Here is a 23,335-nt window from a genome sequence, read left to right on the forward strand (position 1 = left end):
TCGTGATAGTAACGGTAACGATGAATCCCTCGATCGACATTTCCTATCCTTTATCGTCTTTGGCGATCGATACAGTAAACCGTACGGATCAAGTAACTAAAACCGCTGGCGGAAAAGGACTGAACGTGACGCGTGTCATCCATGATCTAGGCGGCGATGTGGTAGCTACAGGTGTGCTGGGCGGGTTTCACGGCGCCTATATTTCCGAAGAACTCAACAAAGCCGGCATCAAGCAAGCCTTCACTTCGATCAAAGAGGAAAGTCGCGATTCCATTGCGATTTTACATGAGGGTAATCAGACAGAAATCTTAGAATCAGGACCGACCGTCTCAAGCGAAGAACAGACCACCTTTTTAGAAACAATCACCGCACTGCTTCAGCAAGCGGATATCGTGACCATCTCCGGTAGTCTGGCGAAGGGGTTGCCGACTGATTTTTACCAAAAACTGGTTCAAGCTGCCCATACTGAAAAGGCACACGTCCTGCTGGATACCTCTGGCGAAAGTCTGATCAGTGTACTGGAAGGCACAGCAAAACCATTCCTGATCAAACCAAATCTGGAAGAATTAGAGGCTTTGCTGGGACAACGGTTTTCCTTGTCAGAAATGGAGACACTCCAAAACGCCCTTTCACAGCCATTGTTTGAAGGCATCGAGTGGATCGTCGTTTCTTTAGGAAAGGCAGGAGCAATCGCAAAGCATCAAGAGGCGTATTACCGCGTCACGATCCCTGAAATAAAAGTGGTCAATCCTGTAGGGTCTGGGGATGCCACCATTGCGGGCTTTGCCTATGGCTTGTCCCAAGGAAAGACCTCCGAAGACCTGTTGAAGCTAAGTATGGCCGCTGGCATAGCGAATGCTCAGGAAAAGCAGACTGGGCACGTGGACCCAGCCAATGTCGCCGCTCATTTTAACAACATCAACGTAAAAAAGATCGAGCGCTAGCTCGATCTTACGGATCAAAGATTTTTAGAAACAAGTTCAATCTTGTAGAAATTCCATTTTTTATAGGACTCGACATACTCTAGAACCTGTTGCGTGTCTTTCCGTTTTGTTACTCGGATTTGCAGGACGGTCGGTTCATTGGTCGAAATGTGCAGTTTTTCCGCTTCCGCAAGAGGCGTGGGGAATTTGATTTCATTTGTTTCTGTAAAATCTTCTTCATTCATATGGATGTTGTAATCTAGCTTAAATCGTTGATAGATCGAATTGTAGTAGCTTAAATCTGGAAAATTCGAGTTCACATATTGCTCCGGCAGATAGGTCCGCTGATAGATATATGGGACATCCTCGGTATTGCGAAGACGTTCGATACAGTAATAGTAGGCCTTATCCGGCAGCTCCAGCTTACTCAAAAACCGAGGGTCATTCCCACGTTGGATCGATAAGACCTCGACGTGATCATTGCAGATAGGGAATAGCTCGATATCGGAAAATTCTACTAATTTTCCCTTCCGTGCTCGTGAGACGAAAGAGCCGCGACCTTGATGACGAATAATGAATCCGTCCTTAACTAAATCGTTCAACGCACGGATGACGGTGATCGAACTGACTTTGAACATGTCTGCCAACTCGGCTTCCGTATAAAATTTGTCGCCATTTTCAAATTTTCCAGAAATAATTTGCTGCTTAAGCTCATCTTTTATGATTTGATATTTTGGGATTGCCATACGATTCCTCCAAAAAATGAATAGGGACTAAACATTTCATTAAACTCTTTTCATTTCCCTTTATGGGTTGATTTTAACATATCGTGTAGGATTAGAAACTATTTGACTTTGGATTTAAAATAATTTAATATATTAATATAATAAAAACGCTTTCATTGAGGGGTGAGTTTTTGACGACATTTGAAATTACAGAAGATTTTTTGCTTGATGGCAAGCCTTTCAAGATTTTATCTGGAGCGATCCATTATTTCCGGGTAGAGCCTTCAGATTGGTACCATTCACTTTATAACTTGAAGGCTCTGGGCTTCAATACGGTAGAGACCTATGTACCGTGGAATATGCACGAACCTAAAAAAGGCGCCTTTCGATTTGATGGAATTCTAGACTTGGAGCGATTTTTAACGATTGCTCAAGAGTTAGGGCTGTACGCGATCGTTCGACCCTCTCCCTATATTTGTGCAGAATGGGAATTTGGCGGATTTCCAGCATGGCTGCTAAACGAACCCATTCGCCTTCGAACAAATGAACCCGCTTACTTGGCTCATGTGGCGGAGTATTACGACGTATTGATGAGCAAGATCGTTCCTCATCAGCTGTCAAATGGCGGGAATGTTTTGATGATCCAAATCGAAAATGAGTATGGATCTTACGGGGAAGAAAAAGCGTATTTACGTTCAATCAAAGAGTTGATGATCGAACGAGGGATCACAGCGCCTTTCTTCACATCCGATGGGCCGTGGCGAGCGACCTTGAGAGCAGGCAGCATGATCGAAGAAGGCATTCTCGTGACTGGAAATTTTGGTTCCAAGGCAAAAGAAAATTTCGCTTCGATGCAGCGCTTTTTCGAAGAACATGAGAAGAAATGGCCGTTGATGTGTATGGAATTTTGGGATGGCTGGTTCAATCGCTGGAACGAGCCGATCATTCAACGGGACCCGCAGGAATTGGCTGAGGCAGTGAGAGAGGTTCTGGCCCAAGGCAGTATCAACCTGTACATTTTCCATGGAGGAACGAACTTTGGCTTCATGAATGGATGCTCCGCCCGCGGTGTGATCGATCTCCCGCAAATCACTTCTTATGATTACGAAGCTCCGCTTAACGAACAGGGAAATCCAACAGAAAAATACTACGCGTTGCAAAAAATGATCCATGAAAACTATCCAGAGATTCAGCAATTGAAACCCTTGATCAAGCAAACGATCGAAAAAAAACCTATTCCATTAGCGAACAAGGTCAGCCTCTTTGCGACACTGGATACGATCAGCGAACCTGTTCAAGCAACCTATCCCCAAACAATGGAGCAATTGGGACAAAACACAGGCTACCTGCTTTATCGAACGATGATCGAGAAAGATGCAGAAGAAGAACGCTTGAGAGTGATTGATGGACGTGACCGCAGTCAATTGTTTTTAAATGGAGAATGGAAGGCGACGCAATATCAAACGGAGATCGGGGAAGACATTCAAGTTTCTATGGCTCAGGAAAACAATCAATTGGATCTCTTGATTGAGAATATGGGCCGAGTCAATTATGGACACAAACTCTTCGCGGATACTCAGAAAAAAGGCATTCGCACTGGTGTAATGGCAGATCTGCACTTTTTAACCGGTTGGACGCACTATAGTCTGCCGCTGGATTCTTGTGAAGCGGTCGATTATTCGAGAGAATGGCAACCCAGTCAACCAAGTTTTTACAGGTACACCTTCGAGTTGGATGAACTAGAAGACACGTTCATTGATTTAGAGAAATTCGGCAAAGGGGTCGTTTTCGTGAATCAAGTGAATATCGGGCGCTTCTGGGAAGTTGGGCCGACAGTGTCGCTGTACATCCCTAAAGGATTTTTAAAAGAAGGAATGAATGAGATCGTTATCTTTGAAACAGAAGGCACCTATGAACCAGAGATACGTTTAGTAAAAGAACCACTATATAAAGACATGAAATAAAGACATGAAATAAAGACACGAAAGAGGGATAAGTATGAGCATTATCGGAGTACGAATTGACGGACGCTTGATTCACGGACAGGTAGCGAATTTATGGACGACGAAATTAAATATTTCGCGCATCATGGTGGTTGACGATGAGGTCGCACAAAACGACATTGAAAAAAGCGGGTTGAAATTAGCTACACCAGCCGGCGTTCGTCTGAGCGTGTTACCAATTGAAAAGGCAGCAACTAATATTTTGGCAGGTAAGTATGATTCCCAACGTCTATTGATCATCGCGCGTAAACCCGATCGTTTATTGAAATTAGTAGAGCTGGGCGTACCGATCGAAGAGATCAATGTGGGGAATATGTCTCAAACGGAAGAAACGCGTTCGATCACGAAATCAATCAATGTGGTGGATCAAGACGTGGACGTATTCAACCAGTTGAATGCCAAAGGTGTACGCTTGATCGCACAAATGGTCCCAAGTGACAAAGCAGAAGACTTTATGAGTCTTTTAGCGAAATAGGAGGAAGAATGATGGATATCTTATGGTGGCAGATCTTATTATTAACATTATATGCAGGGTATCAAATTTTGGATGAATTACAGATTTATTCTTCATTAAGTGCACCTGTTTTTGCTGGATTGTTCGCCGGGTTAGTGATGGGGGACTTGAAAGCTGGACTTATTATTGGCGGTAGTATGCAGTTGACCGTACTTGGAGTAGGAACTTTTGGCGGAGCTTCTAAAATCGATGCCAACTCTGGAACGATCTTGGCAACGGCTTTCTCAGTTGCGTTAGGGATGAATCCAGAGCAGGCGATTGCGGCAATCGCTGTTCCCGTTGCCAGCTTGATGATTCAGTTGGACATCTTGGCGCGTTTTGCGAATACGTATTTTGCCCATCGAATCGACAAATTGGTGGAAGATATGAATTACAAGGGCATTGAACGGAATTTCCTAATGGGTGCGATCCCGTGGTCTTTCTCTCGGATGATCCCAGTTTTCCTAGCGTTGGCTTTTGGTGGCGGACTTGTCGAAAAAGTAGTGGCTGTTTTAAATGGCGATCTGAAGTGGCTGGGTGATGGATTATCTGTCGCTGGGGCGGTGTTACCGGCTGTCGGGTTTGCTATTTTACTTCGCTACTTGCCAGTGAAAAAACATTTTCCTTATTTGATTCTAGGCTTCACTTTGACCGCTTTGTTGGGGACTGTATTTACGAATATGCAAGTATTGGGTACCGGCGTAGCGAGTGTCGTGAAAAACTTTGAGGGCGTCTTCAATTCATTGCCAATGTTAGCAGTAGCTTTGATCGGGTTTGCTTTAGCAGCGATCAGCTATAAAAATGGGCAAATGATCCCGAATGCGCCAGCACAGAAAAAAGAGGATGCTTCCAATGATTCAGATGAAGGAGAGATCGAAGATGACGAAATCTAATTACAAGTTGACGAAGGAAGATTTTAAACAGATCAATCGCAGAAGCTTGTTCACATTCCAATTAGGTTGGAACTATGAACGGATGCAGGGCTCAGGATATTTGTATACGATCTTACCGCAATTACGGAAAATTTATGGCGATGATACACCTGAATTAAAAGAAGTAATGAAAACCCATACACAGTTTTTTAACACGTCCAACTTCTTCAATACGATCATTACTGGGATCGATCTAGCGATTGAGGAAAAAGAGGGAATCGGCGGGAAGCAGACAGTTTCAGGGTTGAAGGCCGGGTTGATGGGGCCATTTGCTGCCATTGGAGATTCAATCTTCGCTGCTTTGATCCCTACGATCTTCGGGGCCTTGGCTGCAAATATGGCGATCAATGGAAACCCAACTGGGATATTCATCTGGATCGTTGCACAAATCGCCGTGATGATCTTCCGCTGGAAACAGCTAGAATTTGCTTACCGAGAAGGAATCTCTTTAGTGACAACGATGCAGCATCGCTTGACGGCATTAACGGATGCTGCTACGTTGCTAGGGGTATTCATGGTCGGTGCCTTGGTTGCTACAATGATCAATGTAAAATTCTCTTGGGCACCAAGTATTGGTGACGTTACCTTGAATATGCAAAACAACTTGGATATGATCTTGCCGCGCTTACTACCCGCAGGAATCGTCGGCGGTGTGTATTGGATGCTGGGTAAAAAGAACATGACGTCTACGAAAGCGATCTTTATCGTATTAGTCGTGTGTGTCGCTTTATCTGCATTAGGAGTAATTTCCAAGTAATGATAACTGAACAAGGAGAGTATGTATGAGCAAAGAGCTAGTTTTAATCAGCCATGGATTGTTTTGTGAAGAATTAAAAAAGAGTACGGAAATGATCATGGGACCACAGAAAAGTATCCACACTGTCGGGCTGCTGCCTTCAGAATCAGCAGAAGATTTCCGAACCAAATTTGAAGCAGTGATCGCTGAATTGGATGAGTTCATCGTTTTAGCAGACCTCATGGGAGGAACCCCCTGCAACGTCGTTTCGCGAATGATTTTAGAAGGCCAAGCGATTGACCTATACGCAGGAATGAACATGCCGATGGTAATCGACTTTATCAATAGTGAATTGATTGGAACAGAACTCGCATTAGTCGAAGCTGCCACAAGCAATATTTGTCATGTGAATGAACGAATCAACAGCGACGATGACGAAGACGAGTAACGAATACAAGAGCCAGAGGAATTTTCCTCTGGCTCTTGCTTCGTTACGATTTTTTTATCCAAATGTTCCCTAATCCGAAAGAATGAGCTGCAAAAAAAGAAACCTTGAATATTCAAGGTTTCTAAAAGAGCCACCTGTCGGGCTTGAACCGACGACCTCTTCCTTACCATGGAAACGCTCTACCAGCTGAGCTAAGGCGGCATAGTTATTTAACACAAGATATAGGATAGCGAAGTAACAGTCGTTTGTCAACTACCTAGTCAGAAAAAGAACCTTTGAAAAGGATAACCTGAATTATTTTAAAAGAATCGCCACCTAAGCAGAGGCGGCGATTCTTTTATATAATTGACCCGCGAAATCATTATAGCCTTTTGGCTGATTCCATACATTTGAAAGTAGGATAATTCCGTTTTGGCCATCTTTAGAAAAGTTAGCGACTGCTTCAAAGCGAGCTTTTACCCCCCGAGCATGGTAATACGTCTTCATGTCGTACAATCCGCTCGCATATTTTTCACCGGGATACGTGTACAACAGGTCTGTGCGTTCCTCAGTCGTCAAAAAGTGCGGATCGAAAAGGTTGCGGAAATAATGATAGAGATCACTAGAAGTCATAAAGACATTTCCTGTTCCTAATTCATCGGCATAGGAGGAAGCCGTTGTTGGTGCATAGATAGGATTCCCAACATTTTGAGAATAAGAGAGCGCCTGAGACGTGTTAGAGGCAGAGTAAAAACTGGTCTCACCAAGTCCCATCGGTTCCTTCAATAATTTCTCAAATAAGTGATCATAGTCGCTTTGATAAACCTTTTCTAAAACACCGGCGAGCAGCACATAATTCACCGGTTGATAGGAGTAACTTGCAGTAGGGGCAACAGTTGTTTGTTGGACCGTGGCATTTAGAATTTCTTTAGTATCCGTTGTATTCAATGCATTGATCTTCTTTTCATCGATGCGCAGACCGGAACTCATATTCAACATGTCTTTAATAGAGATGTTGTCACTATTGGGTATTTCGGGGAAAAAGGCGCTGAGTTTTTCATCCATAGTGATTTTTCCCGCTTTGATAGCCTGCATGATCAAATAGGCGGTTTGGCCTTTTTGAACCGAACCAATACAGTATTGGGTATTGATCGTGTTCCGGATTCGTTTTGATTGGTTTTTCCATCCATAGGCTTTATTCAAAATGACTTGCCCATGGTGAAAGACTAGAACAGTCCCGCTAAAGTCTTTTTCTACTAAGGATTGTTCGATACTTGCGGATAAAGTATTTTTAGGTTCAATGGACTGCTGATTGGTAAAAGTCGTTGAAGTTTTCGGCAGAGTCTCAGGGGCGTTCGCCGCCTTTTTTTCTGAGGCTGCCTGCTCTGTACGAACTTGTTCAACGTAGATTCCGCTCCCTACAAGAATGAGTGCGAGGAGGAACAGCAAACCAAATTTTATAGATGTTTTTCTTCTTTTTTTTCGATGCAGTCGACGGGGCATAAAAATTCTCCTAGATCCGTTTTATGGGAAAAATTATTTTTTTAAAGGTCCGTATCATACGAGGCGTTTTTTTAAAATTTAGGATTGCACGATACTTCAAAAATTGCTATTATAAAAAAGTATTCTTCCGGCATAGCTCAGTTGGTAGTAGCGCATGACTGTTAATCATGATGTCGTAGGTTCGAGTCCTACTGCCGGAGTCTTAAGAGACGATCATTTGATCGTCTCTATTTTTTTACACCTAAAAAGTGAATTTTATATGAATAAAGTCGTTAAATATGAGGGAAAGATTGAGAAAAAGATGACCTTTTTTTAAAACTCGTTCAATCCTTTTGAACCTGAAAAAAATTCTCGTTATACTGGAGGAAGGAGGGATATGATGGAAAAACGCGATGCCTATTTTGACAACGCAAAACTTTTCTTGATGATCTTAGTGGTATTTGGTCATCTTCTTCAACCACTTGCAGATGATCATCCTTTGTACAATGATTTGTACTATTTCATTTTCACGTTCCATATGCCGGCGTTTATTTTGATATCAGGCTATTTTACGAAAAGTGGACCGAAACCGATTATGAATTTAGTAAAAAAATTATTAGTGCCGTATCTATTTTTTCAACTGCTGTATTCAGGATATTATACGCTGATCGGTCTACAGGATTCCTTTAGTTTCGATTTGGGGATTCCTCAGTGGTCATTATGGTTTCTATTGAGCCTATTCTGTTGGAATGTTCTGCTTCATTTGACAAATTATTTCTCAGTGAAGCGCATTTTACTTGCCAGTGTAGTCGTAGCGTTGCTGGTCGGGTATTTTCCGATTTTTGACCGCTATTTGGCACTTCAACGAACATTGACTTTTTTCCCGTACTTTATGGCAGGCTATGCACTTCCTAAGTCTTGGATCGAGAAACTGAAGACCTACCCTAAAAAATGGATCGCTGTTTTATTGTTCGGAGGATTGTTTTTATTCATAAAAGGGAATGATTTGATCAACAAATATTGGGTGTTCGGGTCTAAACCCTATGAAGATTATTTGAATCACCCCATTCTTGGTGGACCGCAGCGGCTGCTCTTTTTTGCGGCTGGACTCGTGGGTATTCTCGCCTTTTTATTAGTAGTCCCGAAGAACCGTCATTTTTTCTCTACATGGGGAAAAAACACCCTGACCGTTTATTTGCTCCATGGCTTTTTAGTAAAGGGCTTGCGGGCAATGGATCTGACTATTGAGGCCAACACGATGGCGATCCTCGTATTATTCATCTTCAGTATGCTTGTGACAGTCCTGCTATCAAGCAAGCGAGTCGGTCAATGGATCGAAAAAGGAAAGCAGGTTTTACAGCCGAGTTTGTAAACTAATTGTCTCTTTGCCTCATTAAGCGTAAAATGAGAGGCAAGGAGGCGTTTTTTTATGACAAAAATTACGAACGAACGAACTCAAGCTTTTCGTAAGGCTTTTGAAAAGAATTCTAAACAGATCGCATTACAACGAGGTGTAGTAAAAAATGGGATTCGGGCCTCTGCGGAAAACGTGCAAGCACATGTAGAGAACACCCCGATCTTTTCCATTGATCTTGCGACCGGGAAAGTCGCCAATCAAAAACAATCTGGACGTTGCTGGATGTTTGCGGCGCTAAATACCTTCCGTCACAAATTATTGACGACATATCAGTTGAAAGACTTTGAACTTTCGCAAAATTACACATTCTTTTGGGATAAATATGAAAAAGCCAATTATTTCTATGAGAATATATTGAATACTGCGCAACAGGATGTGACCAGTCGCGAAGTCGCCTTTTTATTACAGACGCCTCAACAAGATGGTGGACAATGGGACATGATCGTGTCACTCTTCCAAAAATACGGAGTCGTGCCAAAAGCTGTGATGCCTGAAAGCAGCAATAGCTCAAATTCTCGGGACTTAAATAATTATTTAAATAAATTATTGCGTAAACATGCCGTACTGTTGCGTCAAATGGTAGTCGAAAAAGCAACTGAAGAAGAGATTCAAGCAAATCGAGAAGCGATGCTGCAAGAAGTCTATAATCTTTTGTCGATCTCACTGGGAACACCGCCTGCTGCTTTCGATTTTGAATACCGCGATGAAGAAAAAAATTATCATCTAGATCAGGACTTAACTCCTAAAAGCTTTTATGAAAAATACATTGATCTGAACTTAGAGGACTATGTAAGTATCATCAATGCGCCAACTGATGACAAACCCTTCATGAAATCCTATACCGTGGATATGTTGGGAAATGTCGTCGATGGCAAAGAAGTGAAGTATTTGAATCTGGAAATGGCTGATTTTAAAGCATTAGCCGTAAAACAATTGGAACAAGGCGAGTCTGTCTGGTTTGGTTGTGATGTCGGACAGTCCTCCACTCGGGACAGCGGCATCATGGCATTGGACGCATATGATGTAGAGGATTTGTTTGATGTCGATTTGACCATGACCAAAGCGGAACGATTGGATTACGGGGAAAGCATGATGACGCATGCCATGGTCTTGACGGGTGTGGATATCATTAATGATCAATCTAAAAAATGGAAAGTTGAAAACAGCTGGGGTGAAAAAGTCGGGGATAATGGCTTCTTTGTAATGAGCGATGACTGGATGGATGAGTATACTTATCAAATCGTTGTCCGCAAAGAATTCTTAACACCTGAACAGCTCGCTGCTTTTGAAGCAGAACCAACTGTTCTCGCACCATGGGACCCAATGGGCGCTTTGGCGTAACGAAAGAGGACCTGAAACAATCATTCTTGTTTCAGGTCTTTTTCGATTTTATTTTTCTATACAAGAGGACCCGAGGAATACGACGGGCTTCAACGAGTTTGTTCTTACTATGAAAAGCGTTTTCTTTTTCACTGTGCTATACTTTTAGCAAAAAGGATGTTCGTTCTACTATAGTAATGAATGAGAGTAATGAATGAGCACACCTAATGAGGAGAGTGGTTGTATGTCTAAACGTCTATCGGTTCGTCATGCAGAAAATATGCGTGAGTTGGGCGGCTATGAAACAAAAGATGGGCAAAAAATAGCGTATCGGAAATTGATTCGTTCAGCAAGCATCAATCATCTGGATGATCAGGATAAAAATTATTTAAACGCGTATGGGATCAAAAAGGTCATTGATTTTCGTTCGTTAGAAGAACGCGAGACACAGCCGGATCAAGCCATACCAGAAGCGGAAAATATTTTTCTTCCCATTTTTCCAATTGAAGAAACAGAAACGGCCTCTGCTTCGCCGAAAAAAATGATGCATCGAATGCAAAATGGCGAAAATGCGCGCCAACAAATGATCGAGGTGTATACGCATTTTGTAACAGATGCACATGTTCGAGGGCAATACCGTAAATTCTTTGATCTGGCCTTGGACAATAGTGAAGCGGAAAAAGGACTGCTGTTCCATTGTACAGCAGGAAAGGACCGCACTGGATTTGCGGCGGCACTGTTATTAAGCAGCTTTGGGGTGGATAATGAAACGATCATGACAGATTATCTAGCCACAAATCGTTATTTAAAAATAGTCGTACAGGAGATGTACGAGAAGGCTGAACTTGCTGGTGTACCTGCGGAAGCTTTGCATGGCATCGAAGATATGATGTCAGCGAAAGAAATTTATTTGCAAACCAGCTTTGAAAAAATCAAGGAGCAGTATGGAACGGTAGCAGCATTTATTCATGACGGTATCGGCGTATCAACACAAGAGATCAACGATTTGAAAAAAATCTATTTACTGTGAGGAGTGGATAAAATGGAGGCATTGCTAAATTATTTAAACCTGCATTCAAAAGCTGTACCCATTGGCGGCGGAGATATCAATCAAGCCTACCGCGTCACAGACGGCGATCAGGATTATTTTTTGAAATACCATCCACAAATGACAGCTGATTTTTTTCAAGCAGAGGTCGACGGATTGAAGGAACTGGGGAATGCGGTGCGCGTACCTGAGACCTATCAACACGGAAGTTATGAGGACGCGGCCTTTCTTTTAATGGAATGGATCGAGCCTGGCGAGGGAGATCAAAAGGATCTGGCCCTTGAATTAAGCAAACTTCATGGGATGAAGGCCCTCAATTTTGGGTATAAAAGAAATAATTTTATGGGGCTTCTGCCTCAGATCAATACAAAATCAAAAGATTGGTGGTCCTTTTATTTCGCGAATCGGTTAGAGGTTCAAATCAAAATAGCGAACGAGCGAAATCATTGGACTACGCAGAGGGAAAAAAATTATCAGTTATTTAAAGAGTGGGTCTATCAAAAATGGGGTACAATGTCTTTTGAACCAACTCTGCTGCATGGAGATTTCTGGAGCGGCAATACCTTTTTTGACATTCACGGGCAGCCCGTCTTTGTCGATCCAGCAGTATCTTATGGTCATCGAGAAATGGATCTAGCCATGTCACAGCTTTTTGGCGGGTTTCGCCAGGAGTTTATTGACAGCTATCAGGAAATTTCACCGATGCGTGCAGGTTGGCAAGATCGACTTGCGGTTTATCAACTGTACTATCTACTCGTTCATCTGAATATTTTTGGTGAGAGTTATGGGAATGCGGTAGATCGTGTTTTAGCTTTAGGAGGAAAGTAATTGGGAAAAAGATACACCATCAATCATGAAGTCGCCTATTACGAGTGCGATATCAATCAAAATATGACATTTCCAGCGTTGTTAAGTGTAGCAATAAAAGCCTCGTCCGATCAAAGCGATGAGTTGCAGCGAGGAACAGAGTACATCAATACTTTAGGCATCACATGGGTGATCACACAAACGGAGGTAACGATTGATCGATTGCCTCAAGTTGGCGAGCACATCAACATAACGACAGTTCCGACAGAATTCAATCGATTTTTCTGTTATCGGAGCTACTACGTATATGACGAAGCAGGAGAAGAAATCGTAAAAATCAACATGTCATTTGTGTTGATGGACATTGAGAATCGAAAGATGAGCAGTGTGGATGCAGAATTGATGGCTCCTTTTGAGTCTACACCAATCAAAAAGATTCATCGCTGGCCAAAAATCGAAAAGGTCGAAGGAAACCAGAAGCAGCTGTACCATGTTCGCTATTACGATCTTGACAGCAATCATCACGTGAATAATGCCATGTACTTCAATTGGCTGATCGATGTTCTTGGATATGATTTTATGACACAACACGAAGCCAGCTATGTGAATGTCAAATTCGATAAAGAAGTCTTATACGGCAATGACATCGAAAGCTATTATGAAATAGTTGATGGAGAAGAAGTAAAAACGCGCCACGAGATCCGTTTGGGCGATCAACTCGCGTGTGAAGCAAATATTCTATGGCAAAAAAGAAGCTGAATCGATTTTTCGATCCCGCTTCTTTTTTTGTTATTCTTCTAAAAAACGCTTCAGTTCTTTTTTTGAAAGATTCGCGTTCAAAGCAATGAGTAGTTTTAATCTAGCTTTTTGGCTGTTGATCCCATTACAGAAGATCACACCATGCTGTGCCAATTCCACACCGCCGCCATGATAGTCATAAACAGGTTCGGCGATGCCATTGAAGCAGCGCGAAACTAAAACGATGGGCAGTCCTTTTTCCAATAAATGATAAAAAGGCGGTAATGTTTGCGGCGGCAAATTTCCAGCCCCTAAAGCCTCCACAACGATGCCGTCAACAGTAATTCCTTGATCTAATAGTTCAAAGAAATCCCCCTGCATCCCGGCAAAGACTTTAATAATAGGAATCATGGCATCGAAGCTCTCAATGTCATAGCGTGTGGTCGCGGGCAATTCTTGCTTGAAAAGAATTTTTGATTTTGTGACTAATCCGATCGGGCCTAAGGTAGGTGTTCTGAAGGTCGCGACATTCGTCGTATGGGTCTTCGTAACATAACGCGCACTGTGGACCTCGTCGTTCATGACTACCAGCACACCTTTCCCAATAGCGTTCTCTGAAGCAGCTACTCGTATGGCGCACTCGAAATTATAAAGACCGTCACTTCCCAGCTCGTTGATCGAGCGCATGGCACCTGTTAAAATGATCGGCATCCGGTCGCCAATCGTCATTTCTAGAAAATAGGCTGTTTCCTCTAACGTGTCTGTTCCGTGAGTGATAACGACACTATCGAGTCCTTCCTCTTTGGCTGCTTTGATGCGTTCTTTCAATTCAAACATCGTCTCAACAGTGATGTGAGGAGAAGGCAAGTTCGAGAAATCTTCTACAATTAATTCAATATCAGCAGGCAAACGTAATTCCTGGCCGGCTGCTAACAAAGGATTTTTTTTATCTGGACGAACAGCGCCATCCGCATCTTGGCTCATTGAGATCGTTCCGCCTGTGTGCAAAATCAAAATCCGTTTCATTATGATTACTCCATTCATTATTAGCGCATTGTTGCTAATTTTTTGCTAAGCTTATTGTATACTATGAAACAGAAGGAGGCTAGGATTGTATGATTCGAATTGGATTAACTTCTTTTAATGAACACATTAGTTTGACTGGAAAAAAGAACTCGTCCTTGTATGAATACGCCGGCTACTTGCCATTGGTCGAGTTAGACACGAACTATTACGGCATTGCCACGAAAAAGTCTGTCGAAAATTGGTTATCTCAAGTTCCTGAAGAGTTTCGTTTTGTGGTGAAACTGTATTCAGGATTCACAGGACAAAGTAAATGGCAGGATAGTTATCCTTCTATGGCCGCAATGCAGGAGCATTTTTTAGAAACCCTGCAACCGATGATCGAAAGTAAAAAGTTATTTTGCTTTTTAGCGCAATTTCCGGCACAATTTAAGTGTACGAAAGAAAGTGTTGCCTACTTAGAAACGCTGCGGGAGCTCTTTCCAAATTTACCAGTCGCAATCGAGCTGAGAGACTACAGCTGGTATGCCAAAGAGTTTATCGAAAAGACGCATCAGCTCATGCAATCACTAAATTTTAGCCTGGTGATGGTGGATGAGCCGCAATTGCCAGATACAGTACCATTAGATACGACAGTGACAAACAACACCTTCAGCTTGTTCCGATTCCATGGAAGGAACCAAGCCTATTGGAATGATCGCACGGGGGATTGGCGCAAAAAACGCACATTGTACCGTTACAATCAGGCTGAACTGGAATCATTAGGTGAGAAAATCCAGCAAGTCGCCCAGGATACGAAGGAAGTTGGCGTTATTTTTAATAACAATTCCGGCGGTGACGCGGCGGACAATGCGATGCACATAAAAAAGATTCTCAACTTGGAGTATGAGGGACTGAATCCGAGCCAAATCGATTTATTCTAAACGAGGGAGTGCCATGATAAAAGCCATTTTTTTTGATATTGACGGAACATTAATCACAAGTGATTCAAAAGTACTGGATACCACACGTGAAGCAATCCGATTAGCCCAAGAGCAAGGGATATTTTGCGGAGTCGCAACAGGAAGAGGGCCAGTAAAAATCAAAGAAAGAATCGATTATTTGCCATTGGATGTTTTTGTTACCTACAATGGTCAAGTGGTCTATACAAAAGAAAAAGAAATTTATCTTCGTCCATTTTCACCCGAGACATTGCAACGTATCGTTGCATTCGCTGATAGGGAGCACCGTCAGATCATATTCGGTGGACGTCGGCGAGTGGACGGCAGTCATTTGATGAAGTGGTCGCAAAAATCGTTCTTGAAACGAATTGCTGGCTGGATGCCAAAGTGGTTTCCAGTACGATCGACGCGAAGGCTGCTGCAATCGTTTAGTCCCAATCGAGAAAAGGGTCGTTATAAAAAATTGACGATCTTGCAAGAACCGATCTATCAATGTGTTCTGTTCAGTGCAGAAAATGAGGCTTCTCGATTGAAAGAGTTATTGCCAGATTGTTCTTTTCAGCGATCCAATCCCTATTCTGTTGATATTGTACCCAAGGATGGCTCAAAATATCAGGGGATTCTAGAATTTACTAAAGCTGCGGGCATCAACCTAGACGAAGTGATGGCGTTTGGAGATCATTATAACGACATTGAGATGATTCGAAAGGTTGGGATCGGAGTCGCAATGGGCAATGGATTGTCTGAAGTGAAAGAGCAAGCGGACTATGTTACTGCTACAAATGAAAAAGACGGCATTTATCAAGCATTGAAACATTTTGAAATTATTTAGGGAAATCATTTCTCTTAATTATATAGTTAATTGGAATAGGGAGTTTTTATATATGAAAGAACCATATCAAATGGCAAGAGAGTTCCACCAGACTTTTGCCCCCGCACCGCCGGAGGCCCCAAGAGCATTTACAAAAGATCGGGGAAGTTTTCGGGCAGGTTTTAAGGCGGAAGAAATCGTTGAGTTTTTATATGGTGTCGCTGAAGGAAATGAAGCAGAGTTTGAAGACTTAGTAAAAAAACTTCATGAAAGTGTCGATCAAGCAAAAGAAAAGGTTCTAGCAAAAGCAGAACCAGTGGAAGATGCATTGATTTCGGAAGTCGACGCCTTAACAGATCTATTGTATTTTACGTATGGATCATTCGCATTGATCGGAGTAGACCCTCAGCCGATTTTTGAAATTGTTCATCGTGCCAATATGGGGAAACTCTTTCCTGATGGAAAGCCGCGTTACCATCCAGTAACAAATAAAGTGATGAAACCGGAGGATTGGCAGGAAAACTATGCCCCCGAGCCTTTGATCAAAAAAGAATTAGATAGACAAAAAGGAAAAGCCGAAAGTTAACGGCTTTTCCTTTTTTATACTTCTAATCAAAGAACGTGTAGTACAGAGATCGAACAGCGAGGCGTTCGTGCTCACTGCGGATAGTAAAGATGATGCTGCGTTCATCGGCGCCCTGAGAGATCATTCGCAGATTGACATTTTTTCGAGCCAGTGCTGCGGTGCTGTCTGAGGTAATCCCCGGCCGTTCGCGCATTCCTTCACCAACAAGGGCGACTACTGAAAGGCCATGCTCGATGGACAACTGATCGGGTTTGATTTTTTCTTCTATTTGTTTCATTAATTCTGCTTCGATGTCGCGTGTCAATTGACGCTCGCGCAAAATAATGGAGATGTCGTCAATACCAGAGGGCATGTGTTCAAAACCAATATGCAGATCTTCAAGAATTTGCAATATCCGCCGAACGATCCCGACTTCTCTATTCAATAAATATTTACCCACCGTAATCCCGCAAAAGCCGCCGTCACTGGCTACACCAACGACCTCATTGCGACTCTCGTTCTCGAAGTCTTTTTTAATCAAAGTTCCTTGGCATTCCGGATTATTCGTATTTTTTATGATCACGGGGATTTGCGCTTTAAAAGCTGGCATTAAGGCCTCATCATGAAAGACTGTAAATCCAGCGTAAGTGAGTTCGCGAATCTCCCGATACGTCGCACATTGAATCAATTCGGGTGCATGGATATATTTTGGACTTGCTGCAAAGATACCGTCAACATCGGTAAAGTTTTCATATAAATCAGCCTTCAAACCGGCAGCAACGATCGATCCGGTGATATCCGAACCGCCTCGAGAAAAAGTACATAGATGCCCATCACGTGTATACCCAAAAAAGCCGGGAATGATCAAAATTTCTTCCGTTTCCCGCCACTCATAAATCTTTTCGTAAGACTCCTCCAAGATTCGGGCATTTTGTGGTTCATCAGAAACTGTAATACCTAGTTCCTTTGGATTAATGTAGCGCGCCTTCATACCACTTTTGCGGAAACACGCTGCGATTAATTGTGCATTCAGATTTTCTCCACTAGCTAAAAAGCTATCCAAGGCATAAGGATCTGCTTCATCATAATTTTCTTGCAGTTGTTGCAATTCGTGAGTGAAACGGTGTTCAATATCCTCATCAACGTGAAACTCGGAGGCTATTTCTGTATAGCGAGCAACGATTTCACGGATCAATTCATCTGTTTCTTGTTTATAGGCTACAGCATTGTAAAACTGAATCAATAAGTCGGTGACCTTTTTGTCTTTATTGGTTCGCTTTCCTGGAGCAGAAACCACAACGAAACGACGACGAGTGTCGTCAGAAACGATTGTTAAGACTTTTTTTAGCTGTTCAGCTGAAGCTACAGAGCTTCCGCCAAATTTAATCACTTTCACTTTAATCACCTCTTATTTTAATGTGGCTTTAATATTATCTGAAAAGTTCAACAATTTCAAGGGGATTCGACGCTTTCATGAGCAGAAAACTTTATAAAATTACAACAATCTTAAATTTATAGGAATTGAAGCAGTAATTAAAAAATGCTAGTATGAGGAGTGACTGTGCGATAAACATTTTTGAATGAATTCAAAACTAGCTAGTGAAGAGAAATGTCTTTTGTGTTATAATCTACGTTAGATGTTTTCGCCAAAAAACAGAAAAATAATGAACCATTAAATAAACTGAATCTTGATAGTTGAAAGGAAAATCATACATGGGAAGTAATGTAATCATAGGGATCGTTATCGGCTTAGTCATATTGGCTGCCGTTTTATACTTGATTGGTTATCTGATGAAGAAAAAAAATCAAGAACGCTTAAAAGAACTTGATAAAAGGAAAGAAGCGTTATTCGATCTTCCTGTTGTAGAGGAAGTCGACGAAGTAAAGAAAATGCACTTGGTTGGTCAAAGTCAGAATACTTTCCGTGAATGGAACCAAAAGTGGACGGATGTTTCGACAAAATCTTTTGCTGAACTTGAAAGTCAAATCTTTGAAGTTGAGAGTCAAAATGAAACGTTCCGCTTCATGAAGGGCAAATCAGCGATCGAAAGCGCAGAACGTACGATGACTGATATGGAAGAAGAAGTAGAAAGCATTCGTACTGGGTTAAAGGAATTACGTGAAACAGAAGAACGGAATTCGTTAGCTGTACAGCAAGCGTTAGATGTCTTCGAAGAGCTGAAGAAAGATTTAAAGGAAAAGAAAGACAGCTTTGGTCCTGCGTTACCAGAAATTCAAAAACAGGTCAAAAATGTTGAAATCGAATTTACACAGTTCGTTACGTTAAATACATCGGGCGATCCAATTGAGGCCCGCGAAGTGTTAGACGATGCTGAAAAGCACACCTATGAAGTGCAAGAGACGATGCAGAAAGTTCCTGCAATTTATGAAGATTTAGATAAAACATTCCCAAGTCAGATTGATGAGTTAGAAAAGACGTACAACAAAATGATGCTTGATCACTTCGTTTTACCAGAAGACGATTTCGAAGAACGTTTGGACAAAGTGAAGAAACACGTGGAACGTTCGTTGGAAGATTTGGAAAAAATCGAGTTGGGGACTGTAGAGACAGCCAACAAAGAAACGGCTGAGTTGATCGATGACCTGTACGCGTTGCTGGAAAAAGAATTTGAAGCGAAAAAATATGTTTTGACGAATCGTAAGACGATCGGGGAATACATTGGGCATGCTTCTCGCAACAATCATCAATTAATGGTGGAGTTGGATCATACGTCTCAAAGCTACGCGTTGAACAACAATGAATTAGGTCGTGCACGCGGGTTCCAAACGGAGATCGAAGAATTGGAACGTCGCTACCGCAACATGGAACCACAAATTGATAAGCATGAATTGTCTTATTCAGAGGTTCAAGTATTCTACAAAGATGCGTTTAAAGTATTAGACGACATTGAGACAAAACAAGTTGAAATCGATGACGATTTGCACGATTTAAGAAAAGGCGAGAAAGAAGCCTCTGAGAAAATCGAGAAATACGAATTCCGTCTGCGCAATCTAAAACGGTATGTTGAACAACAACGTTTACCAGGTCTGCCTGGAGATTATCTAGAATTCTTCTTTGTTGCAACAGATCGTGTTGAAGAGTTGAGCAAAGCGTTAAATAAAATTCGCATCAATATGCAAGACATCAATAAATTGGTTAGTCTTTGTGATGAAGACATGGAACTATTAGACCAAAAAACCTATGATCTAGTTGATGCTGCAGCATTGACTGAACAAATGATGCAATACGCAAACCGTTATCGCCATACGCACCCTGAAATCAAGAATGCGATCGATAATAGTTTGGAATTGTTCAATAAAGAGTACCGTTATCAAGATGCTCTTGATGAGATCGGAACAGCCCTTGAACGTGTTGAGCCAGGTGCTTTTAAACGAATTGAAGATTTCTATTTCAATAACCGAGATTTAGTTTAAGCTGAGCGTTTGCTCAGCTTTTTTTTGCGCTTAAATAGTTGGAAAACTTGTAGGTAAAATGAGAGGAAGAATCACTAAATGCTTAGGAAAATACTCGTGTTTTCAAGGAACACTTGAAGACTCGCAACATTCTCGCTATAATAGGAAAGAATTTTTGAAGGAAGGTCAGAAAATGATTTATTTTGATAATAGTGCAACGACGGCCATTTATCCGTTGGCACTTGATACATATGTTAAGACCAGTCAACGTATCATGGGCAATCCGTCGAGTCTCCATGATTTAGGAACGCAGGCGACACGATTACTGCAACAGGCACGCAATCAAATCGCTGAACTGCTGCACGTGGAGGCAAAGGAGATTTTCTTTACAAGCGGTGGCACAGAAGGCGACAATTGGGTACTTAAAGGAACAGCAATTGCAAAAAAAGAGTATGGCAATCACCTAATTATCTCTAGTGTGGAGCATCCAGCAGTTAGCCGCACAGCAGGGCAATTAAAAGAGCTCGGCTTCGAGGTGAGTATTGCACCTGTTGATGAGAAGGGGTTTGTGCAAGTAGACAAGCTTGCTGCATTGATCCGTCCAGAAACAATCCTAGTTTCCGTTATGGGTGTCAACAACGAGATTGGTGCTATTCAACCGATCGAAGCCATCAGTGAAGTATTAGAAAAGTATCCCACCATCCATTTTCACGTAGATGCGGTCCAAGCAATCGGAAAAGTGGACGAAAATAAATGGTTCACGCCTCGGGTCGATTTTGCTACTTTTTCGGCACATAAATTTCACGGACCTCGAGGTGTTGGATTTATTTACTGGAAATCAGGACGAAAATTAGCACCGCTCTTAAATGGTGGCGGACAAGAGAGTGGACAACGAGCAACCACGGAGAATCTTCCCGCGATCGTAGCTATGAGTCGAGCCTTGCGATTACATCTTGAGAAAAAGGCAGAGAGACCGGATCACACTGCGCTCATTCGCCAGTATTTAAAAGAAGCACTCTCAAGTTATGAGAAAGTAACGGTTTTTTCGGGAAACGAACATTTTGCGCCTCATATTTTGACCTTTGGAATCAAGGGGATTCGCGGGGAAGTTCTTGTGCATGCCCTTGAGGAGAAGCAAATTTTTGTATCCACAACAAGTGCTTGCTCTAGTCGGAAAAAAGTCGACAGTTCGACCTTGCATGCGATGAATGTTCCCCATGATACGGCGACAACGGCGGTTCGTGTAAGCTTGGATGAAGCGAATACGATGGCAGAAGCGGAACAATTCATGGTGGTATTCAATCATCTCTATGAAAAATTTTCAAAAATCAATTAACGGATATGCTTTTATAAATGAAGGAGAATGATCGTGCAATATACTGAGATTATGGTGCGCTACGGCGAGTTATCAACGAAAGGTAAAAATCGCCGCAGCTTTATTATGCGCTTAGCGCAAAATGTTCGGGGGGCATTGGCAGAGTTTCCTAACTTAAAGATTCATGCTGACAGAGACCGGATGCATATCTTGCTAAATGGGGAAGATAGCCATTTGGTGTTACCAAGATTAGAAAAAGTTTTCGGGATTCAAACTTTTTCACCAAGCATTCAAGTAGACAAAAACCTGGATGCTTTGAAGCAAATGACACAACAAATCATGCAAGAAATTTATACCGGAAAAGAAACATTTAAAATTACGGCAAAACGCAGCGACCACAATTTTGAGTTGGACAGTCACGAGATCCAACAATACCTAGGGGATGCAGTCATGGACGTCTGTCCAGAGATTCGCGCACAGATGAAGCATCCTGATATCAATTTACGTGTTGAAATACGTCGTGACAGTGCCTATCTTTCCTACGAAACGATCAAAGGTGCGGGTGGCTTGCCCGTTGGAACGAGCGGCCGAGGAATGTTGATGCTGTCTGGCGGGATCGATTCTCCTGTTGCTGGGTATTTAGCTATGAAGCGCGGCGTCGAAATTGAGGCGGTTCATTTTGCGAGCCCGCCATATACCAGCGAACAAGCGTTGCAAAAAGCGAAGGATCTTACAGAAAAATTGACACCTTACGTTGGTTGTATTCAGTTTATTGAAGTGCCCTTCACAGAGATTCAAGAAGAAATCAAACAGCATAGTCCGCAAGGCTATTGGATGACTCTGACACGCCGGATGATGCTGCGCGTAACAGACGCCATTCGTGAGATGCGTCATGGGTTAGTGATTGTTAACGGGGAGTCTTTGGGACAAGTAGCCTCACAAACGTTGCATAGTATGGTAGCGATCAACGAGGTGACGGCTACACCAATCATCCGTCCGGTTGTTACGATGGATAAAACGGAGATCATCGAGCTAGCAGAAAAGATCGATACCTTCCAAATTGCCATCCAGCCTTTTGAGGATTGCTGTACGATTTTCGCGCCGCCGCAACCAAAGACGCGTCCAAAATTGGATAAGGTTTTGGAATTGGAAGAGCGGTTTGATATTGAAGGGTTGATGGCGCGTTGCTTGGCTGGAATAAAGATCGAAGAAATCACGCCTGAAAAAACAGAAAAAGCAAAAGAATTCGCAGACTTTTTATAGTACGTTGAGCAAGAAAGCCACTTTCTTGCTCTTTTTTTGTCAAAAGATTGTTATTACTATTCGGACATGTTAGAATTCTATATGTGAAGTATTTAACAAACAGTGAGGACCAGTACAGTCATCCATACGAAAAAGGAGTGCGATCATGGAGCGGATCATTCAAAAACCACAATTATCAAAAGCTACAACAAAAAGATTATCTTTGTATTTGCGTTATTTGAAAGGATTGGAAAAAAATGGTGTTACCCGTGTCAAATCTTCTGAACTGAGTAAAATGATCCAAGTCGGTTCAGCGACGATTCGCCGCGACTTTTCCCATTTTGGTGAACTGGGCCGCAGCGGCTATGGCTACAATGTCAGCGACTTGATCAAAGTTTTCAGTGATATGCTGGAGACCAAAGAAGAGAAGCGGATCGCCTTGATCGGCTGTGGTAATTTGGGCCAAGCCTTGCTGAACAATAATTTTCGACGGAATGAGAATTTGACGATCGTCTGTGCCTTTGACAATGATCCTGAAAAAATTGGAAAAGAGATTTGCGGGTATCCTGTTTTTTCAATTGAAGAAATGGACGAGGTGCTGGCAAAAGAAAAAATCACCGTTGCCATCTCGACGGTGCCTAGCCAAAATGCACAAAAAGCGATTGATCAATTGGTGGACAACGGAATTACCGCCATTTTGAATTTTGCACCGGACCCATTAAACGTCCCTGACAATGTTCATGTCCATTACATTGATTTGACATCGGAATTGCAGACGTTGATTTATTTTGATGGACAGTAGGGCTTTACAAGAATCCTACTTCATTGTAGAATGATGCTACGATGATCAAGAGGAGTACATGAGAAACGAAGGTTAAGAGAGAAGATGCTCGGCTGAAACATTTTCACTTTGGCTCATGGAAGGTAGCTTGGGAGTTTTGCGATCTGAAGCAAGTAAGAGCGCACGGCACAT

General features: G+C 42.3%; 22 protein-coding genes, 2 tRNA genes and 1 other annotated feature (1 of these 25 running past the window's edge). Of the genes, 19 read left to right on the forward strand and 5 right to left on the reverse strand.

Features of this window, described 5'->3' with window-relative positions; genetic code table 11:
* The first annotated feature begins 2 nt into the window (after nt 1–2).
* Entirely contained in the window at nt 3–944 is a 942-nt protein-coding gene (locus I592_RS03330) for a hexose kinase (RefSeq protein ID WP_010781633.1), read from the forward strand.
* A gap of 14 nt (nt 945–958) precedes the next feature.
* On the opposite strand, the gene I592_RS03335 is transcribed toward I592_RS03330, so the two are convergent.
* Nucleotides 959–1,669 (reverse strand): GntR family transcriptional regulator, encoded by a 711-nt coding sequence (locus tag I592_RS03335; RefSeq protein WP_010781632.1) that lies wholly within the window; start codon nt 1,667–1,669, stop codon nt 959–961.
* Nucleotides 1,670–1,839: 170 nt separating this feature from the next.
* Here I592_RS03335 and I592_RS03340 point away from each other — a divergent pair, with 170 nt between their 5' ends.
* Genes I592_RS03340 through I592_RS03360 form a run of 5 tightly spaced genes read left to right on the forward strand, consistent with a single transcriptional unit; the run spans nt 1,840 to nt 6,260 of the window.
* Nucleotides 1,840–3,612 carry a glycoside hydrolase family 35 protein gene (locus I592_RS03340; protein WP_010781631.1) on the forward strand — a complete coding sequence of 591 codons (1,773 nt, stop codon included), beginning with the start codon at nt 1,840–1,842 and terminating at the stop codon, nt 3,610–3,612.
* A 34-nt stretch (nt 3,613–3,646) separates the two neighbouring features.
* Nucleotides 3,647–4,126: a PTS sugar transporter subunit IIB gene (locus tag I592_RS03345; protein WP_010781630.1), complete on the forward strand. Its 480-nt coding sequence runs from the start codon at nt 3,647–3,649 to the stop codon at nt 4,124–4,126.
* Nucleotides 4,127–4,137: 11 nt separating this feature from the next.
* A complete protein-coding gene (locus tag I592_RS03350) occupies nt 4,138–5,037 on the forward strand; it encodes a PTS mannose/fructose/sorbose/N-acetylgalactosamine transporter subunit IIC (RefSeq protein ID WP_010781629.1) in 900 nt (299 codons plus the stop codon).
* Nucleotides 5,024–5,833 (forward strand): PTS system mannose/fructose/sorbose family transporter subunit IID, encoded by an 810-nt coding sequence (locus I592_RS03355; protein WP_010781628.1) that lies wholly within the window; start codon nt 5,024–5,026, stop codon nt 5,831–5,833. Before I592_RS03350 ends, I592_RS03355 begins: the two co-directional genes overlap by 14 nt.
* A gap of 25 nt (nt 5,834–5,858) precedes the next feature.
* A complete protein-coding gene (locus I592_RS03360; RefSeq protein WP_010781627.1) occupies nt 5,859–6,260 on the forward strand; it encodes a PTS sugar transporter subunit IIA in 402 nt (133 codons plus the stop codon).
* A gap of 128 nt (nt 6,261–6,388) precedes the next feature.
* Here I592_RS03360 and I592_RS03365 read toward each other — a convergent pair.
* Both I592_RS03365 and I592_RS03370 read right to left on the reverse strand, forming a co-directional pair.
* Nucleotides 6,389–6,461 (reverse strand) — tRNA-Thr (locus I592_RS03365).
* A 114-nt stretch (nt 6,462–6,575) separates the two neighbouring features.
* On the reverse strand, nt 6,576–7,742 hold the full coding sequence (locus I592_RS03370; RefSeq protein WP_010781626.1) for a serine hydrolase domain-containing protein: 1,167 nt from the start codon (nt 7,740–7,742) through the stop codon (nt 6,576–6,578).
* Nucleotides 7,743–7,868: 126 nt separating this feature from the next.
* Here I592_RS03370 and I592_RS03375 point away from each other — a divergent pair.
* The 6 genes from I592_RS03375 (at nt 7,869) to I592_RS03400 (ending at nt 13,072) form a co-directional block, all read left to right on the forward strand.
* A tRNA-Asn gene (locus I592_RS03375) sits at nt 7,869–7,942 on the forward strand.
* A 179-nt stretch (nt 7,943–8,121) separates the two neighbouring features.
* Nucleotides 8,122–9,093: an acyltransferase family protein gene (locus I592_RS03380; RefSeq protein ID WP_010781625.1), complete on the forward strand. Its 972-nt coding sequence runs from the start codon at nt 8,122–8,124 to the stop codon at nt 9,091–9,093.
* A 57-nt stretch (nt 9,094–9,150) separates the two neighbouring features.
* Nucleotides 9,151–10,479: a C1 family peptidase gene (locus I592_RS03385; RefSeq protein WP_010781624.1), complete on the forward strand. Its 1,329-nt coding sequence runs from the start codon at nt 9,151–9,153 to the stop codon at nt 10,477–10,479.
* A 223-nt stretch (nt 10,480–10,702) separates the two neighbouring features.
* The gene (locus I592_RS03390; protein WP_010781623.1) at nt 10,703–11,488 is read left to right on the forward strand and encodes a tyrosine-protein phosphatase; all 786 of its coding nucleotides are present in this window, start codon (nt 10,703–10,705) and stop codon (nt 11,486–11,488) included.
* A gap of 12 nt (nt 11,489–11,500) precedes the next feature.
* Entirely contained in the window at nt 11,501–12,334 is an 834-nt protein-coding gene (locus tag I592_RS03395; RefSeq protein WP_010781622.1) for a fructosamine kinase family protein, read from the forward strand.
* Nucleotides 12,335–13,072: an acyl-[acyl-carrier-protein] thioesterase gene (locus I592_RS03400; RefSeq protein WP_010781621.1), complete on the forward strand. Its 738-nt coding sequence runs from the start codon at nt 12,335–12,337 to the stop codon at nt 13,070–13,072.
* Nucleotides 13,073–13,102: 30 nt separating this feature from the next.
* Here the strand turns inward: I592_RS03400 and I592_RS03405 are convergent, their stop codons facing one another.
* Complete coding sequence (locus I592_RS03405) at nt 13,103–14,077, reverse strand: asparaginase (RefSeq protein ID WP_010781620.1); 975 nt, start codon at nt 14,075–14,077, stop codon at nt 13,103–13,105.
* An 89-nt stretch (nt 14,078–14,166) separates the two neighbouring features.
* Between I592_RS03405 and I592_RS03410 the strand changes: the two genes are divergently transcribed.
* From I592_RS03410 to I592_RS03420, 3 genes are read left to right on the forward strand one after another with little or no spacing between them, the layout of a single operon-like run.
* A complete protein-coding gene (locus I592_RS03410) occupies nt 14,167–14,997 on the forward strand; it encodes a DUF72 domain-containing protein (RefSeq protein WP_010781619.1) in 831 nt (276 codons plus the stop codon).
* 13 nt (nt 14,998–15,010) lie between these two features.
* Nucleotides 15,011–15,847 carry a Cof-type HAD-IIB family hydrolase gene (locus I592_RS03415; RefSeq protein WP_010781618.1) on the forward strand — a complete coding sequence of 279 codons (837 nt, stop codon included), beginning with the start codon at nt 15,011–15,013 and terminating at the stop codon, nt 15,845–15,847.
* Nucleotides 15,848–15,899: 52 nt separating this feature from the next.
* Nucleotides 15,900–16,412, forward strand: coding sequence for a pyrophosphohydrolase domain-containing protein (locus tag I592_RS03420; RefSeq protein ID WP_010781617.1), 513 nt, complete (start codon nt 15,900–15,902; stop codon nt 16,410–16,412).
* 22 nt (nt 16,413–16,434) lie between these two features.
* Here the strand turns inward: I592_RS03420 and I592_RS03425 are convergent, their stop codons facing one another.
* The gene (locus I592_RS03425) at nt 16,435–17,787 is read right to left on the reverse strand and encodes an aspartate kinase (RefSeq protein ID WP_010781616.1); all 1,353 of its coding nucleotides are present in this window, start codon (nt 17,785–17,787) and stop codon (nt 16,435–16,437) included.
* 317 nt (nt 17,788–18,104) lie between these two features.
* On the opposite strand from I592_RS03425, the gene I592_RS03430 reads away from it, so the two are divergent.
* From I592_RS03430 to I592_RS03445, 4 genes are all read left to right on the forward strand, one after another.
* Nucleotides 18,105–19,826, forward strand: a complete 1,722-nt coding sequence (locus I592_RS03430; protein WP_010781615.1) for a septation ring formation regulator EzrA — start codon at nt 18,105–18,107, stop codon at nt 19,824–19,826.
* A gap of 172 nt (nt 19,827–19,998) precedes the next feature.
* Entirely contained in the window at nt 19,999–21,141 is a 1,143-nt protein-coding gene (locus tag I592_RS03435) for a cysteine desulfurase family protein (RefSeq protein WP_010781614.1), read from the forward strand.
* Nucleotides 21,142–21,174: 33 nt separating this feature from the next.
* Nucleotides 21,175–22,383 (forward strand): tRNA uracil 4-sulfurtransferase ThiI, encoded by a 1,209-nt coding sequence (gene thiI / locus I592_RS03440; RefSeq protein ID WP_010781613.1) that lies wholly within the window; start codon nt 21,175–21,177, stop codon nt 22,381–22,383.
* Between the two features lie 145 nt (nt 22,384–22,528).
* Nucleotides 22,529–23,164, forward strand: coding sequence for a redox-sensing transcriptional repressor Rex (locus I592_RS03445; RefSeq protein ID WP_010781612.1), 636 nt, complete (start codon nt 22,529–22,531; stop codon nt 23,162–23,164).
* A 32-nt stretch (nt 23,165–23,196) separates the two neighbouring features.
* Nucleotides 23,197–23,335, forward strand: a binding site (T-box leader); it runs 74 nt beyond the window's last position.

This window comes from Enterococcus gilvus ATCC BAA-350, assembly GCF_000407545.1.
In the GTDB taxonomy this organism is placed as follows: Bacteria; Bacillota; Bacilli; order Lactobacillales; family Enterococcaceae; genus Enterococcus_A; species Enterococcus_A gilvus.